The following is a 16,868-nucleotide window of genomic DNA, read 5'->3' on the forward strand; positions in this document are numbered from 1 at the left end:
TCAAAACGAATAAGAGAAATAAACACCTCCTCCCTGCTCATTAAAGGTCGGAGCAATCACCATATTTTGAGCTGCTTTGCGGTTTATCTTACGGGCAATGGCGTTACGAATAGGGAAATAGGTGAGATAAGCCAGTTCGACGGACAAAATACCGAATCCGGCCCCAGCGACGACATCGGCTACCCAATGCCGGTTATTATATAATCTGGAACCCGCAACAAAAAGGGCCAGGGCATATCCTGAATAAGCCAATACAGGACTGCTATCCTTAAACTCCTTATAGGCCATATGCGCCCCTAAAAAAGCATTCGCCGTATGTCCGGAAGGAAAAGAATACGGGCCTCCGTCCGGGCGTATTTCTTTTACCGTATATTTTAAGGTGCGTGTCATAACGGCATTCATCCCTTCCGCCAGAGTGACAAGGAAAAGCTGATCCACCCAGTTATGCTTTTCTTTCCCCATCAGGTCGCAGACAAATACCCAACCCAGCATCCCCCACTCCATATAATCATCGAGATGAATTTTCTTCACATCGCTTTTCCGCGAGAAAAGATGAAAATCATTCATACCGTCAATAGCCGTACCCACTGCCCCGACTGTAATCAGCGAAGCCGGAAGTATCAGATGTTTCGCATTGAATTTGTACTCGATAACAGGCATCTTCTGTTTTAAACTGTCAGACAACACTGTTTCATTCTGCGCACAGAGAGGCGACAGATATGCTATTATCAGAAAAATTACAGTAAAAAGAGCTGTTCTCATTCCTTGCAGGCTTTATCTTTTATTCAAGCCACAAAGGAACAAAAAATAACTTATCTTTGTTTCTTATAGTGTAATGATATCCGTTTATAAACAAATTAAAAACATTCATTCTGATGAAAAGAACAAACAACGGGCCTATCCTATCCGCCCTTATCCTTTGCACAGGCCTTCTTTTTTCCTGTGGACAACAGAAAGCGAAACAAGAATCCCAGGCTGAAAACGAATCTACCGAAATGGTTGGAAATGATAAAGACGAACATGGCTGTATTGCTTCTGCCGGTTATACCTGGTCGGAAGTGCAACAAAATTGTATCCGCCTTTTTGAATCGGGAATACGACTGGAAGCCACCGATGGTAAATCATCCGCTTATATCGTTTTCAGCCCGGACTCATTAAAAGCTGAGTTATTTTTCTCAAACGGTACACCGAATGAAATACTCGACCGCCGCTCGCTTCCCGCCGGAGGTTATGCCTGGAATATAGAAGATGATGACACTAAGAATATACGTCTCGAAGATGGTATATGGACAATTAGCCAGCGCCAAAAAGAAATATACCGGCAAGACAAGGCGGAAAGCGATGACTCCCTGGGTAAAATGCAAACGCTCACTTATGAAGGTGAGTTGCCTTGCGCCGATTGCCCGGGCATCCGTTACGACCTGACAATCCGTAGTCGTGAACATAGCGGTGATGGTACGTTCTCTCTTTCACAGACTTACCTGGAAGCCGAAGACGGTAAAGATGCAACATTCGTCACTACCGGCAAACGGCTTACATTACGTGGAATACCCGGAGACGACAATGCCACCGTCTGGCAGTTAATTTCCGATAATGGCGATGAAAGGATGAATTTCCTTTGCGAGAATGATTCTACAATCACTTTGATTGGAGATGATTTCAAAAAAGCAGAATCCGGACTGAACTATAGTTTAAAACGAATAAAGAAGTAATTCTCCCGTACGCACTAAAAGTTGTGAATTTCATCGGGTTTTAATATATTCTATTCTATTTTTTTAATCAGAGAGAAATATATTCAGTAACTTTGCCGACCGGTCAACCTCCGAAATTTATAGGCTATGGCGAATGATGAAAACTCTCTGACAGGCATGAAGCAGTTCCTGGAACTCCTTCCTGATACCGTTTTAATAGTTAATAAAGAAGGTTTTATTGAAGACCTGCTTAATTATCAGCCCGAAATATCTTTGTTCCTTACGCCTCAACAGCAAAAAGGGCAAACTATCCGGGAGCTGTTCTGCTACAAGAATTTAAGAGGTGATTCCGGAAATGAACTCCTGAATGCATTTCTGGATACGATGGAAACGCGTAAATCGAATATAATTCATTACGAAGTTGAAAATGAAGGTCATATTGGTTATGCCGAAGGATATATAATTCCTTTCGAAGATTATACTTTCGGCATATTCCGAAACATGACCAAACGGGTAGAAGCCCAGCTAGAGACTATCAATGAAAAGAACAAACTGACAATGGCCTTAAAAGCCGGAAACCTGTCGGTATGGTCTTATCTCCCCGAAAGCGACTCCTTCGATTTATCTGATGAAAATACGGTGCCACAGCCGGGAATGAAACTATGGGATGTCACCAAACAACTGGTTCCCGAGGACAGAGAACGTCATGTCAAACTGGTCACTGACATTGTTGAAGAGAAACACGAACAAAGCATCGAACAATTCCGCCTGTTAACACCGGAAGGAGAAATACGCTGGTATGAGATTTATTCAATGGGCATACGTGGAGAGAACGGGAAGATAGACCGTCTAATCGGTACCCAAAAAGATATCACAGACCAGAAAAATAAGGTACAGGAACTGATAGAGAATCGTCAGCAGCGTGATTTACTCCTGCAAATCACAAATATGATTATCTGGGAATATGATAATCAGACCGGCATATTTTCTTCTTCCGGAGAATCCGTATTTTTCAATCAGGATACGACAACAAGAGATATTTATAAAGCAATTGCCCCCGAACATCAGGAAACCTATTTAAAAGCATTCGACGACATTCTGAATAAACGTTCCGAACTTTTGAATATTCAATTCTGCATAAAAAGTCTTGACAGTTCATACCGATGGGTCAGATTAATTGCCAAGGTTTCTAAATACGACAAAAACGGAAATGTCCTCAAATTAATCGGAACACGCGAAGACATCACAGAAGAGATAGAGCGCGAACAAAGATTCCGCAATTACATACAACGCAGCGATTTGGCTATTCAGGCAGCCAATATCATTCAATGGGATTTGGATATCAAAACACAGGAATATACGCGGATATATCCCGACCCAGTCGATCCTGGTAATTTCATCCGCGGGTCATTCAGCTTCACTGTTCACCCGGATGATCGTCTTATTTTGCAAAAGGAACAAGAAAAACGTGCCCGTGAATGCAAAGGATACAGTAACCTGCATTTACGCGTCATGCTGGACGGAGATACCGATTATCGTTGGATGAATACCTTCTCCGTTCCGTTGGAATATACTCCCGACGGAAATATTAAAAGTGTAACAGGCCTTCTGATCGATATCACACATATTGAAAAAGTAGAAGAAGGCAACCGGATGAAAATGGCTTTCCTTGCTAATATGAGCCATGAAATACGGACACCGTTGAATGCCATTGTCGGCTTCTCCCAACTTCTCGCCCAGACAGATGATCATGAGGATAAAGATGAATTTATCCGGATTATCGAAGAAAACAACGATTTGTTACTACAGATTATCAACGACATACTCGACATATCCAAAATCGATGCGGGGAAAATGACCTTCAACTACAGTGATTTTGATATTACAGAAGTCATTGCTGATTTGAAGCAGGTCTATGATTCGCACTTACCATCGCAGGTAAAACTTATCTGTAACCTGCCTTATAAAAAGTTCATTATCCATTCCGAAAAGAACAGGCTGATACAGGTAATCACCAACTTACTGAACAATGCAGCCAAATTCACCTCGGAAGGCTCGATAACAATCGGTTATGAAGTCATTCCAAACGGATTATCTTTCTATGTTTCCGATACAGGAAAAGGGATAGACAAAGAGAATTTAAACCATGTATTTGAACGGTTTGCCAAATTCGACAAGTTCGTCCCCGGAACCGGACTCGGCTTATCTATCTGCCAAATGATTGTCAACAAGCTGGGCGGAGAAATGTCTGTTGAATCGGAATTAGGGAAAGGAAGTACGTTCCGGTTTACGATAGCCTGCGATATAAAATCATCAGACCTTCTCAAAAAATAGATTTTGAAAAGGTCTGACAATGCTATTCAAAAGGCAGCTTAATTCTCTACCTTCACATCGCGCTTCTCGTCGAAACCGCCGTCAAACTGATTATCCTTGATCTCTGAGTGAATCACACGCTGGAAGAAGAAACGGTGCTTGTTCCAGTGGAAAGCCGGATATTGATTATTCTGTTTGATTGTGTTGTTACGGAAAATCAGACCGTCTACCGATTTAGCATACAGGATCGGGGCATCGAATGTTTCAAACTCGTTATTTTCAATGACGATATTGCTATGGAAATACTTTTTCTGGTCTTTCAGGTCGGGTATTTCCGGATAGATGGAAATAACGGCATTTGTGAACTGGAACATATTCGTCAATGAATTGATGAATTTATTGTTACGAATCTCCACATCATGGCAGGCACCGGTCTCAAACCAACCATTACAGTCACCACAGAGCAGAATGGCCGTACCGGATGTATGGTCGAACACATTCTTTTCAACAATCGTTTTCTTCGGCGTGCTGAACAGGGAACCACGGGCACGGTTATTACGGATTACGTTGTCTGCAAAATAAACTTCAGGAGTCCATTCCAGGTTCTCGACACCGAATGTTCCTTTTTCACTGATAGCCGGATCGACCGGTTTCTCAAAAACAATCTCAAACACTTTAGCTCCGTGGGCACTTGGCTTATCCAACGCTTTGATGGCTGTAACCTTATTCGGGTCGCCGATTATTTCCATTGTTTTCGAGTCGATAAACTGTACGGCATTCCCCGGGAATCCCCATTCAAAGCCATAGCTTTGCGGATGCATATATTCACCTACCAGCGTTTTATCATCTACACGTTTCTGGATTTTCAGATAAGTTCCGTGCACATTGATAGCGTCGTCCATCATACCTTCGTACAAGCCGCCTACAGAAACGATTTTTCCTTTACAACCGGAGAAATGAGTAGCATCTGCCTGCGTCGTGAAGTAACGGGGATCGTTATCACCACGAAGACATACGGAGAATTTATCCAGTGTGATATTCTCACTCATCTGCGCCAGTAATCCCATACCTTCCGCATAATGAACCCGGATGTTTTCAAGTGTTGTATTCGTATCATAAGAAACAAAGATACCCGGTGTCGGACGTCCCCAGCCGCGCATGGCAACAACTGTTCCCGGAATCAGTTTCTTGTTATTCCATTTGGTTGATTTAAGCACGCGGGGAGAAACTTCCGATACGCCTTTAGAACCGACAGCAATATCGCTGGTTGTATAAACAAGGCGTTTGGTATCTCCTTCAAAAGCGATGCCCCAGGCCGGAGCATGCTCCCAACCTTCACCTTTGGCATAAAATACACTGTCACGAATTTCATATTCCACCCAGGGAGCCACCTCATAGGTAATGGCACCGGCAACCGTATCGTTCTCCAATATCTTTACCTGGCTGATATGCGGATTCTCAAAGTCGATACTGAAATTCTTCAAGGTACAGTTTTCCGAATTAATCAATGAAACAGGTAACATACGGCCATGAAAAATCAATTCCGAACCTTGTGCATCGAAAATGATATTCTTCATGTTCTCAAAAGGCAATCCCACCAGCTTCGGATTATCCTGGTCGTGGTTGGAGATAAAATACTCCTTTTGCGCTGCACCTTCGGGATAGAAATCATAGCGACCTTTAGGGAGTACGATTGTTATCGTATCATCACCTGTATGGGAAGCGGCTATCTGTTCCAAAGCCTTCGCCATCAAAGGGGAAGCATTATCTTTCTTGTCGGGAATCAGGCCAAAGTTCGACAAGTCATACTGATTCTTTGTCTGGGAGCAAGAACAGAGCATGGCCAGACAGCATAAAATACCAATAAAAGTCCGAGAGTTTTTCATATTATTCATTTTCTAAACATTAACCCGACAAATATACGGATTCTTTGCAACTTTGTTGCACCTCATAACACCTACCTTTGTATCAGGAAAATAAATAAAACATGACAGATATGGGACATTGCAGTTGTAATCATTGCCATACGGAACGTAAAAGAAAAATTTCGCCTTATCTTCTTCCGGCAATTTCCTTCGGGATGCTACTGGGAGGAATTGCGATGCAGGTAGCGGAGGCCGGATTCTTCGACTCAACCGTCAGATTTATATGGTATGCACTCGCTTATCTGCCGGTCGGACTTCCGGTGATGAAAGAGGCGATTGAAAGTATTCGCGAAAAAGAAATATTCAGTGAATTCACACTTATGTGTATCGCTACACTCGGCGCATTCTATATCGGGGAATATCCGGAAGGTGTGGCTGTTATGTTATTCTATTCCGTCGGCGAACTGTTTCAGGAAAATGCATTGTCGAAGGCCCGTAAAAATATCAGTGCGCTGCTCGACGTCCGGCCCGAAACAGCAGTTGTCATTCGTGATAACGAACGTGTCCCGTTAGCTCCGGCCGATGTAATACCGGGAGAAATCATAGAGGTGAAAGCCGGAGAAAGAGTTCCTCTCGATGGTAAATTACTTAGCGGAGCCGCTTCCTTCAACACCGCAGCACTTACGGGAGAAAGCGTTCCGCGTACGATTAGTCCGAATGAAAATGTCTTGGCCGGAATGATTGTGACCGATAAGGTAATCCGGCTGGAAGTAACCAAACCATATAACCAAAGCGCCCTGGCACGTATTCTTGAACTGGTGCAGAATGCATCCGAACGGAAAGCGCCGGCCGAACTGTTTATCCGGAAATTTGCCCGCATTTATACACCAATCGTAACCGGACTGGCTTTTCTGATTGTCCTTATACCTTATCTTTATTCACTGGTACAGCCGGACTTCCTGTTCATCTTTAACGACTGGTTATACCGTGCGCTGGTATTTCTTGTTATCTCTTGTCCCTGTGCATTGGTTATCAGCATTCCACTGGGATATTTCGGAGGGATCGGAGCAGCTTCGCGGCAGGGAATCTTGTTTAAAGGAGGTAACTATCTCGACGCCATCACCAAGATAAATACGGTCGTATTCGACAAGACAGGTACGCTCACCAAAGGAGTCTTTGAAGTACGGAGCCTCTCTACGGAAAATAACATTCCTGAAAAAGAACTGCTCCGAGTCATTGCTTCCGTCGAAAGCCGGAGCAACCACCCTATTGCCAAAGCGATCCTGGCATACGCCCAAGAGCAGCAGGTAACAATCGACACAACCATCGATACGACCGAACTGGCAGGTTACGGATTAAAAGCAATAGTCGACGGGAAGGAAGTATTAGTAGGTAACCCCCGTCTGTTGGACTCGGAAGGTGTTTTGTTTCCTCCTAATGAAACAAGTGTTTCACCATATAGAAACAACTGTTTCATTAGGAGGAAACAGAATCCGGATACCGTGGTTGTCTGTGCGATCGACCGGCAATACGCCGGTTATATCCTGCTTGCCGATACGCCCAAAGAAGATGCAGTGGAAGCTATCAAACAATTAAAAGACTTAAATATTAATAACCTGGAAATATTATCAGGTGATAAACAAATTATTGTTTCTAAATTAGCTACACAATTGGGAATTCCCCGGGCCTACGGCGACCTACTGCCGGAAGGAAAGGTCGCCCACCTGGAAGCATTGAAGCAGGACAAAACAAACAAAATCGCTTTCGTCGGCGACGGGATAAACGATGCGCCAGTCCTTGCATTAAGCGACATAGGCATTGCCATGGGAGGCCTCGGAAGCGATGCCGCTATCGAAACGGCCGACGTCGTAATACAGACCGACCAGCCCAGCAAAGTGGCAACGGCGATCCGCATCGGAAAGTTTACACGTACTATCGTGTGGCAAAACATAGCATTGGCCTTCGGTGTCAAACTGATTGTTCTGATGCTGGGAGCCGGAGGAATTGCTACCATGTGGGAAGCGGTTTTTGCCGATGTCGGTGTTGCTTTGCTGGCAATCCTCAATGCCGTACGAATATTAAAGACGACTAAAACAGATTGATATGGATGCTTATTTAGATATATTGAAACAAAGAGAAATCAGACCGACAGCCATCCGCCTGCTTATCCTGAAAGCGATGATGCGATTTGAAAGAGCTTTCAGCCTGCTCGATCTGGAGAATGAGTTGGACACGGTAGACAAATCGACCGTATCGAGGACTATCAACCTTTTCCTGGATCATCACCTTATCCATTGTATCGACGACGGTTCGGGTTCTTTGAAATATTCGGTTTGCGGCAACGGTTGCAATTGTTCCGTCAGTGAACTTCATGCGCATTTTTATTGTTTGAAGTGCCACAGGACATTCTGCCTGCGGAATATTCCGGTGCCGATGGTCGAATTACCCCGTAATTTTACGCTGGAAAGTATCAACTATGTATTAAAAGGTTGCTGCGAAGATTGCTCAAAATAGACAAAGGCATTATCTTTGCATTCTGTCTTCCTCTGTATTACGATGATACAGGCAAAGACAAAGCAACTTTTAAAGTATGAACAGATATGGAACATCCATTAAGTATTTACAACACGCTCACAAGAAAGAAGGAACAATTTATCCCGTTGCATGAACCCCACGTAGGCATGTATGTCTGTGGTCCGACGGTCTATGGCGATGCGCATCTGGGACACGCCCGCCCGGCTATCACATTCGACCTGTTGTTCCGTTATCTTACACATATAGGATACAAAGTACGTTATGTACGCAACATTACCGACGTAGGCCATCTGGAGCACGATGCCGATGAAGGCGAAGACAAAATCGCCAAGAAAGCCCGTCTGGAACAGTTGGAGCCGATGGAAGTGGTGCAGTTCTACCTGAACCGTTACCACAAGGCGATGGATGCCCTCAACGTGCTTCCTCCCAGCATCGAACCGCATGCTTCGGGCCATATCATCGAGCAAATCGAACTGGTAAAGAAGATTCTTGACAACGGATATGCTTATGAAAGCGAAGGTTCCGTTTATTTTGACGTAGAGAAATACAACAAAGACCATAATTACGGTATCCTTTCGGGCCGTAATATCGAAGATATGCTGAATACGACCCGTGCGCTGGACGGCCAGGACGAGAAGCATAACCCGATCGACTTCGCCCTCTGGAAATGTGCGCAACCCGAACATATCATGCGCTGGCCTTCTCCGTGGAGCGACGGTTTCCCCGGATGGCACTGCGAATGTACGGCGATGGGCAAGAAATACCTGGGACAGCATTTCGATATCCACGGGGGTGGCATGGACCTGATCTTCCCGCACCATGAATGCGAGATTGCACAGGCTGTCGCTTCACAAGGGGATGATATGGTTCACTACTGGATGCATAACAATATGATTACCATCAACGGACAGAAGATGGGTAAATCGCTCGGTAACTTTATCACGCTGGATGAGTTCTTCACCGGCGACCACAAAATGCTGAGCCAGGCTTATTCGGCCATGACAATCCGCTTCTTCATCCTCCAGGCGCATTACCGCAGTACGGTAGATTTCAGCAATGAAGCCCTGCAAGCCGCAGAAAAAGGATTGAGCCGTCTGATGGATGCTTACAACCACCTGCAAAAGCTGACAGCTTCGGATGCCTCGACAGTAGATGTGAAAGACCTTCGCAAGAAATGTTATGACGCTTTAAATGACGACCTGAACTCTCCGATTGTCATCTCTCATCTGTTCGATGCCTCCCGCGCCATCAATTCCGTAAAGGATGGCAAAGCGACTATCTCGGCTGAAGACCTGAAAGAGTTGAAAGAAGTATTCCACACTTTCGTATTCGATATCCTGGGAATGAAAGACGAAGCATCTGCCGGAGGTGACAATTATGAGACATTCGGTAAAGCTGTAGACCTCTTGCTGACTATCCGCCAACAGGCAAAAGCCAATAAGGATTGGGCTACTTCCGACAAGATTCGTAACGAACTGACTGCTATGGGATTCGAGATTAAGGATACCAAAGACGGAGCAGAATGGAAGCTAAGTAAATAAAATAATTAATTTAACTATAATATGGAAATTAGAGCCGACATATATTTAGGTGATAGTGCTGAACAGTTAAAACGGATACCAGACAATTCGGTAGATTTGATCATCACTTCACCACCTTATGCCGACCAACGAAAAAATTCATATGGAGGAATCTCTGTAAATAAATATGTAGAATGGTTTCTTCCTATCTCTAAAGAACTATTTCGAGTACTAAAACCCTCTGGTACATTTATTCTTAATATAAAAGAGAAAGTACAAAATGGTGAAAGAAGTACTTATGTTTTAGAACTCATTTTAGAAATGAAAAAACAAGGTTGGTTATGGACTGAAGAATTTATCTGGCATAAGAAAAACTCATATCCGGGAAAATGGCCTAATCGTTTCCGTGATGCTTGGGAACGACTATTACAATTCAACAAGTCGAAAAAGTTCAATATGTATCAAGAAGAAGTAATGGTTCCTACTGGAGATTGGGCTAAGTCTCGATTAAAGAATTTAAGTGAAACTGACAAAGAACGGGATAATTCCAAGGTGGGAAGCGGATTTGGTAAAAATATTTCTAATTGGCTTGATCGTGAAAAAGCATATCCGACAAATGTATTACACCTCGCAACCGAATGTAATAATAAAAATCACAGCGCTGCTTTTCCAGAAGGCCTACCCGAATGGTTTATCAAACTTTTCACAAAAGAACATGATATTGTACTTGACCCTTTCATGGGTAGCGGTACTACAAATTTTGTAGCCCAACGTATGCGCAGAAATAGCATCGGTATTGAAATTAAGCCTGAATACTATAATATGGTAAAACAGGAATTACAACAATGTGAATTAGTATTATTTGAACCCATCGAAAAATATGGAAAAGCAATTGATCAATCAAGTGACACAGTATGTGAAACAGAACATCGGCAACTTCCACCAAAGCCGTATAGACAAATTAAAAAAGCTAAAGCTAAAAACAGTATTAAAAAAGAAAAATCCTTACCTATTCAAAGCGAAATACCTACTGACAGCCTCTGATATCGTCAAAAGCCTGGCTGATGCTTTTATATCCTCTGCAGAAGAAACAATTTTTGGAGATTGGATGGAAGGGTTAGCAATCTTTGTATGCAAAAACACATATGGAGGATGGAAATCTGCCACTAAAGGCATAGATCTTGAATTTGATAAAAATAATACACGTTATATTGTTTCCATTAAATCTGGCCCTAACTGGGGTAACAGTAGCCAGATTGAAAAAATGAAATCAGATTTCAAAACAGCTCAGCGTACCTTAAGAACAAGTAATTCTCAATTAACAATCCAAGCTGTTAACGGTTGTTGTTACGGCCAAGAAAAACAACCTGATAAAGGAGACTATTTCAAATATTGTGGACAAGACTTTTGGACTTTCATATCCAATAATGAAAACCTGTATACTGATATTATCGAACCTTTATCCGCCCAAGCAAAAGAACGAAACGAAGAATTTCAAGAATCATATGCAGCAATGCTAAATAAATTCACACAAGAATTCATTGTAAATTTTTGTCATACAGACGGCTCTATAAACTGGATAAAGCTGGTAGAATTCAACTCCGGGAATAATAAAATTAAACAATAATGATGACAATAAACGAATTTCTTCAAGGCGACAAATTTGCCTTATTTGCCGGGGTAGAATTACTGGAAACGAGTAATGGTTATGCCAAAGCCCGTATGGAGATAAAACCGATGCACCTGAACGGTGGCGGTGTCTGCCAGGGAGGTGCCATCTTTACGCTGGCCGACCTGGCGTTTGCGGCAGCTACCAACAGTCATGCCCGGCTGACATTGTCCATCACTTCCAATATCAACTTCTTCAAAGCCGAAAGCAAAGGATTCCTTTATGCCGAAGCACGGGAAGTATTCAGCCATAAACGGCTTGCCAACTGCGAAGTAAATATCACGAATGAAGCCGGAGAACTGATTGCAACGTTCAGCGGCTCCGGATACAGGAAAGACACGGAACTTCCGTTTGCACCGATAGAATAAAACGAAATGTCAATCGACAAACAGGTATAAAATACATTATCTACCTGAATAGTAGACGTATAACAGAATAAGAAAAGATGAATATGTCAACTCCTTATTTTGTTATACGTTTTTGTTTTCCCTACATTTGCTCTTCCTGAAACAATAAATACACGAATTATGAAACACATGAAAGTCGGAACAAGTACTGCTATTTTATGCATAGGAATCGCCTTATGTGCCTGCGGCGGAAAACAGGGAAACACGCAAACGGAAGAAACAGCCGGGACAACTCCGGCAAAGCCCATCATCATCGAAACGAGCCAGTTAAATCCAGGCATACAAAACACTGAAATACGTACAACCGATCCCGCCAATCCTCCTGTCGTACTGGACTTCACAACCAAGTTGCCTGTCCGGCCTTTTTCACTGAAAGAGCATTTCAACAAGGCAACCTGCATCACTCTAAAAAATCCGCTTTCCCCCAACCAGGGAAGTTTCCTGTATGATGCCAGTATCATCGTCTCTTACGACCGTGGTATGAGCAGTGCCAGAGGAGTAAATACAAACGTACAACTACTGGAAAACCGGATTCTGACAAGTGACCTTTTCGGTACTTTCTGTTTTGATTTAAACGGACAGCTCACGGATACGCTGCTTATCTCCCGCATCGACGGACTGAAATACGACCCTGCCACCCAGAAACTGGAATTTCATGCCAGCAACAGGAAAAGCACAATCAACGGAATTACACTGGAACCCGGAAACCAATACCGTTATATGGAAAGGGACACCGTCAACAAATACAATAAAATGGTCTGGAAGTCAATTGAAGACGGCCGCCTGATCGAAGAAATCCGCTTCATTGACCCTAAGCAGACAGCCTTCCTGACCAGTCTGGATGATTCAACCTTATTTAATATCTCCGGCGATTTCATGTCACCGGTCATGTTTACGACATTCAACAAGAACTCATACGACACGTTATGCGTATTCGGTAATTATAATCTCCCGACCGTCAAGTTAAGTGGTCCGTATGCTTTTCCCGAAAGCTCCTGGACGTACCGGAACAAAGACAAAGCCTATTTCAGACAAGCATTCAACGATACAATCTTCAGCGTCTCCTCACCCAACCGTTTATGCCCGGAATATATCCTGCGATTCGGAGATAAGAAATTAAATATCGACAACGGACTATACGGGGATAAGTCCCAGAAATACGTAGCCAAAAGCTGGGTCGATACAGATCATTTCATACTCTTCACGTATTCGAAAAACTACGATTGTCCGAATACACGCAATGAGAAAAGCGTCTTCTATTCGTATGCATTATATGATAAAGACAATAAACAGCTATCGCTTATTCAAGATGAAAACAATTACCCGGAAGAATTTCTTCTGCCTGCAGAAATGCCGAACGGTATCCCTGTTATCTTAGGCGAAATCAGTTGGCAGGATAATAAACTGTTTACCAGCTATACCAAGAGGAAACTGGAAGCCCTGCAAAAGATGAAAAACTTCTCCAAATTACCGGCAGAACAACAGGAACGCGTCCGCCAGCTGGCCGGTTCATTGGCCGATAATGAAATGATAGTGATGATACTTGAATAATATGCCAATGTGCCAATATGAGGAATGCTATTTCCATTGGCATATTGGCACATTACCTCATTGGCACATTATTTTACTCGTACCGCAACGACCGGGCAGGTTTGCTAAGGATTGTTTTAGCAGTCTGCCAGCCTATGGTCAACAGGGAAATCACACACAACAAAATCACCGGAACCAGGAAGAACCAGGCTTTCCAGTCGGTGCGGAACGAATAATTACTCAGCCAGCCGTCCATGACCCACCAGGAAAGAGGAAGAGCTATCACTATCGCAATGCCGATCAGGACAAAGAACTCACGTCCCAGTTCATAGAACAGCTGTATTTTGGAAGCACCCAAGACTTTACGTATACCCATTTCACGAACACGGGTCGAACAGGAGAACATCACCAGCACCCAAAGTCCCATGCAGGAGATGAAAATCGCCAGTATCGCAAAGAGAGCTACAATCAACCCGAACACCTCATCCTGCCGGTATTGCTGGTCGAAGAACTGGTCGAGGAAGAAGTAATCATAGCTGGAATCCGGGAAATAACGGTTCCAGACCGTCTCCGCCTGCTTCACCAACTCACGGGGATTGGCATTCTCCATCACCACGGAGATATAACGCTGCTTCATCCAGCTCAGTTTGTCGTGAAGGGCGAACAGGATAGGTGTATAGCCTTTATTCAGGGACTGCTGATGATAATCTTTCACCACACCGATAATCTTCATCGGCTGGTCTACCGTCTCCACGGAAAGGCGTTCGCCAATCGCGGCATCGGGCGAGGCAAAGCCCAATGTACGGACGGCTGCCTCATTCAGGACGATATTATATACATCACCACCGAAATCCTCCCCGAAACCACGGCCGGCAACAAACTTCAGGTCGTAGGCATCCAGATAATAGTAATCGCAACTGAGCATTTCCAGCAGGCGGGTTTGCTTCGTGGCATCACTCAAACGGACAATAGACAGGAAATCTGCCACCTCCGTCCCGGGAACGGCACCGGAAACCGTCACATTCTTCACGGAAGGCAATGCCTTCAACTCCCTTTTCATCGCCGTCAGCTTCGTAGACAGTTCCTCGCAATGCGCCGGAAATTTCAACACCAACGTCTGGTCCACACGGACACCCAGCGAGGCCTGACGCATAAACTGCAACTGTGCATACACGATCAGCGTCCCGCAGAGCAAAGCCATCGACGCCGTATATTGCAAAACGACCAGCACCTTACGGGTCGTCGCCGCATTCTTCGTATGCGTGAACTTCCCTTTCAGCATCCGGATTGGCTTAATACCCGACAAAATCGTCGCCGGATAGAAACCGGACAGGAACACGCCCAAGGCAAAAATCAACAACAGCATCCACCCCAACGAGGTCGTCACCCACACGGAAAATCCCAGGTCACGCCCGGTCAGGCTGTTAAAAGCAGGCATCAACGCCTCCATCAACCCGATAGCCAGGATAAAGGCAATCCCGTTCGTTATCAGCGATTCGAACAGGAACTGCGCCACGATTTGCCGGCGGCTCGCCCCCGAAGCCCTTCGAATGCCGATCTCTTTGGCCCGTTCCATCGAGCGGGCAACCGTCATATTGATATAATTGATCCAGGCAATGCACAGGATCGCCAACGCCGTACATATCAGCACCAGCATGGAAGAACTGTTCCCCTTCGTCTCCGGCTCATACGCCTTCTGCGGATTCAGGTGGATATCGCGCAGGTTAGTCAATTCGATTGCCCAGGTCTTATTCTTCAGCGCCTCTTCTGTCTTGTATTTCTCCGCCATTGCAGGGAAGGCTTCTTCCACCTGTTTCTTCAGGGCGGGAGACTTCAGGAGGACGTATGAGTACACTTCGTGGCGATACCAGTATTCATCCATCCATTTCGGAAGAGTTTCGTAGGAGATCATCATGCTGTAACGCACATGCGAGTTGACGGGCATATCTTTCATGATGCCGGTCACTTCGCACGCCTCTTCGCCGATATTGCTGCGGAAAATCAGTATCTTCCCAATCGGGTCGGCCCCTTTGAAGTATTTATTGGCGATGCGCTCGGTTATCACCACCTTGTTCGGCCCGTCGAGGCAGGTATTCTTATCCCCTTTCAGTAATTCATAATCGAAGAAGTTGAAATAATTCTTCTCGGCATACCCGATGCCAGTCTCACGGTAGAGCAGTTCGTTGTATTTCACGACCTGCTCCGGATAGTACTGGCTGCCGACGCGGGTATAATCCTCCACGCCCGCCAGGTTACGTTTCATAGCGGTGGCGTAGCCGGCCGAACTGCTCGCCCAGTCATCCGTCAGTTCGCCGTTTTCGTAGAAACGTGCTTCCACGCGGAAGATGCGGTCGGCACGGCTGTGCATATCGTCGTAGCTATATTCGAAAGCCACGTAGGTCAGAATCAGCAGGGCGGCCGCCATACCGATTGCCAGGCCGATTATATTGATTGCACTGAAGCCTTTCTTTTTCGTCAGGCTGCGCAGGGCACTGTTCCAATAGTTTGAAATAATCATAGTATTCTGAATCTGTCAATAAAATATTAGTACTTCACTTTATCCTGTCTGTGATGACGGTCATCGTCAACTCTCATTGACGACAGTTGTCAACGGTAACTGACGGACACCGTCAACCTCCGTTGATGATTACCGTCAACGTTTCTCCTCCGATACAATCCGCCCGTCCAGCAAATGAATGACCCGGTGGGCAAACTTCGCGTCCCGCTGGGAGTGGGTGACGATAACGACCGTCGTTCCCTGCCGGTTCAGTTCGCTGAGCAGTTCCATTACTTCGAGGCCGTTTGTCGAATCCAGGTTACCCGTCGGCTCATCCGCCAGAATCAGGGGACAGTCGGTTACCACTGCACGGGCAATAGCCACACGTTGCTGCTGGCCACCGGATAATTGCTGCGGGAAATGGCCGGCACGATGGGCGATATTCATACGTTCAAGCACCTCCATCACCTTCTTTTTGCGTTCGGACTTCTTGCTGTTCAGATAGACAAGGGGCAGTTCTACATTTTCATAGACCGTCAGTTCGTCAATCAAGTTGAAGTTCTGGAATACAAAGCCGATATTCCCTTTACGGAAAGAAGTCAGCTGGCTCTCGCTCATCTTATCGATCTCCTTTCCATCGAAGAAGTATTTGCCCGAAGTTGACGAATCAAGCGTTCCCAGGATATTCAGCAAGGTGGATTTGCCGCAACCCGAAGGCCCCATGATAGCCACAAATTCGCCTTTCTTTATCTCCAGGCTTACTTCATTCAATGCTTTGGTCTGTACGTCTTCCGTGGTGAAGAGCATAGACAGATTCTCTGTTTTAATCATATGTTCCTAT

The 16,868-nt window shown here is 44.8% G+C and carries 13 protein-coding genes; 9 read left to right on the forward strand and 4 right to left on the reverse strand.

The features are described 5' to 3' along the window. Positions 1-762: a phosphatase PAP2 family protein gene (locus tag K6V26_RS21595; protein WP_122326745.1), complete on the reverse strand. Its 762-nt coding sequence runs from the start codon at positions 760-762 to the stop codon at positions 1-3. Between the two features lie 113 nt (positions 763-875). On the opposite strand from K6V26_RS21595, the gene K6V26_RS21600 reads away from it, so the two are divergent. Further along, positions 876-1,712 carry a copper resistance protein NlpE N-terminal domain-containing protein gene (locus tag K6V26_RS21600; protein WP_224263819.1) on the forward strand — a complete coding sequence of 279 codons (837 nt, stop codon included), beginning with the start codon at positions 876-878 and terminating at the stop codon, positions 1,710-1,712. Positions 1,713-1,838: 126 nt separating this feature from the next. After that, positions 1,839-4,025, forward strand: coding sequence for a PAS domain-containing sensor histidine kinase (locus K6V26_RS21605; RefSeq protein WP_224263820.1), 2,187 nt, complete (start codon positions 1,839-1,841; stop codon positions 4,023-4,025). 38 nt (positions 4,026-4,063) lie between these two features. Here K6V26_RS21605 and K6V26_RS21610 read toward each other — a convergent pair whose 3' ends face one another. Beyond that, positions 4,064-5,845: a right-handed parallel beta-helix repeat-containing protein gene (locus tag K6V26_RS21610; RefSeq protein WP_394373157.1), complete on the reverse strand. Its 1,782-nt coding sequence runs from the start codon at positions 5,843-5,845 to the stop codon at positions 4,064-4,066. A 155-nt stretch (positions 5,846-6,000) separates the two neighbouring features. On the opposite strand from K6V26_RS21610, the gene K6V26_RS21615 reads away from it, so the two are divergent. The 7 genes from K6V26_RS21615 (at position 6,001) to K6V26_RS21645 (ending at position 13,551) form a co-directional block, all read left to right on the forward strand. After that, positions 6,001-7,971, forward strand: a complete 1,971-nt coding sequence (locus tag K6V26_RS21615) for a heavy metal translocating P-type ATPase (protein ID WP_394373099.1) — start codon at positions 6,001-6,003, stop codon at positions 7,969-7,971. Between the two features lies 1 nt (position 7,972). Further along, complete coding sequence (locus K6V26_RS21620; protein ID WP_010801335.1) at positions 7,973-8,383, forward strand: Fur family transcriptional regulator; 411 nt, start codon at positions 7,973-7,975, stop codon at positions 8,381-8,383. Between the two features lie 86 nt (positions 8,384-8,469). Then, a complete protein-coding gene (gene cysS, locus K6V26_RS21625) occupies positions 8,470-9,945 on the forward strand; it encodes a cysteine--tRNA ligase (RefSeq protein WP_046145749.1) in 1,476 nt (491 codons plus the stop codon). A 21-nt stretch (positions 9,946-9,966) separates the two neighbouring features. Next, positions 9,967-10,968 (forward strand): DNA-methyltransferase, encoded by a 1,002-nt coding sequence (locus tag K6V26_RS21630; RefSeq protein WP_224263822.1) that lies wholly within the window; start codon positions 9,967-9,969, stop codon positions 10,966-10,968. Then, complete coding sequence (locus K6V26_RS21635) at positions 10,877-11,551, forward strand: PmeII family type II restriction endonuclease (RefSeq protein WP_262905186.1); 675 nt, start codon at positions 10,877-10,879, stop codon at positions 11,549-11,551. Before K6V26_RS21630 ends, K6V26_RS21635 begins: the two co-directional genes overlap by 92 nt. Before the next feature lie 2 nt (positions 11,552-11,553). Further along, a complete protein-coding gene (locus tag K6V26_RS21640; protein WP_224265865.1) occupies positions 11,554-11,961 on the forward strand; it encodes a PaaI family thioesterase in 408 nt (135 codons plus the stop codon). 159 nt (positions 11,962-12,120) lie between these two features. Then, positions 12,121-13,551 (forward strand): DUF4933 domain-containing protein, encoded by a 1,431-nt coding sequence (locus tag K6V26_RS21645; protein WP_224263823.1) that lies wholly within the window; start codon positions 12,121-12,123, stop codon positions 13,549-13,551. Positions 13,552-13,624: 73 nt separating this feature from the next. On the opposite strand, the gene K6V26_RS21650 is transcribed toward K6V26_RS21645, so the two are convergent. After that, complete coding sequence (locus K6V26_RS21650; RefSeq protein WP_224263824.1) at positions 13,625-16,048, reverse strand: ABC transporter permease; 2,424 nt, start codon at positions 16,046-16,048, stop codon at positions 13,625-13,627. Between the two features lie 135 nt (positions 16,049-16,183). Further along, on the reverse strand, positions 16,184-16,858 hold the full coding sequence (locus K6V26_RS21655) for an ABC transporter ATP-binding protein (protein WP_009860654.1): 675 nt from the start codon (positions 16,856-16,858) through the stop codon (positions 16,184-16,186). Positions 16,859-16,868 lie beyond the last annotated feature (10 nt).

This window comes from Parabacteroides goldsteinii (genome assembly GCF_020091425.1).
Taxonomy (GTDB): Bacteria; Bacteroidota; Bacteroidia; order Bacteroidales; family Tannerellaceae; genus Parabacteroides; species Parabacteroides goldsteinii.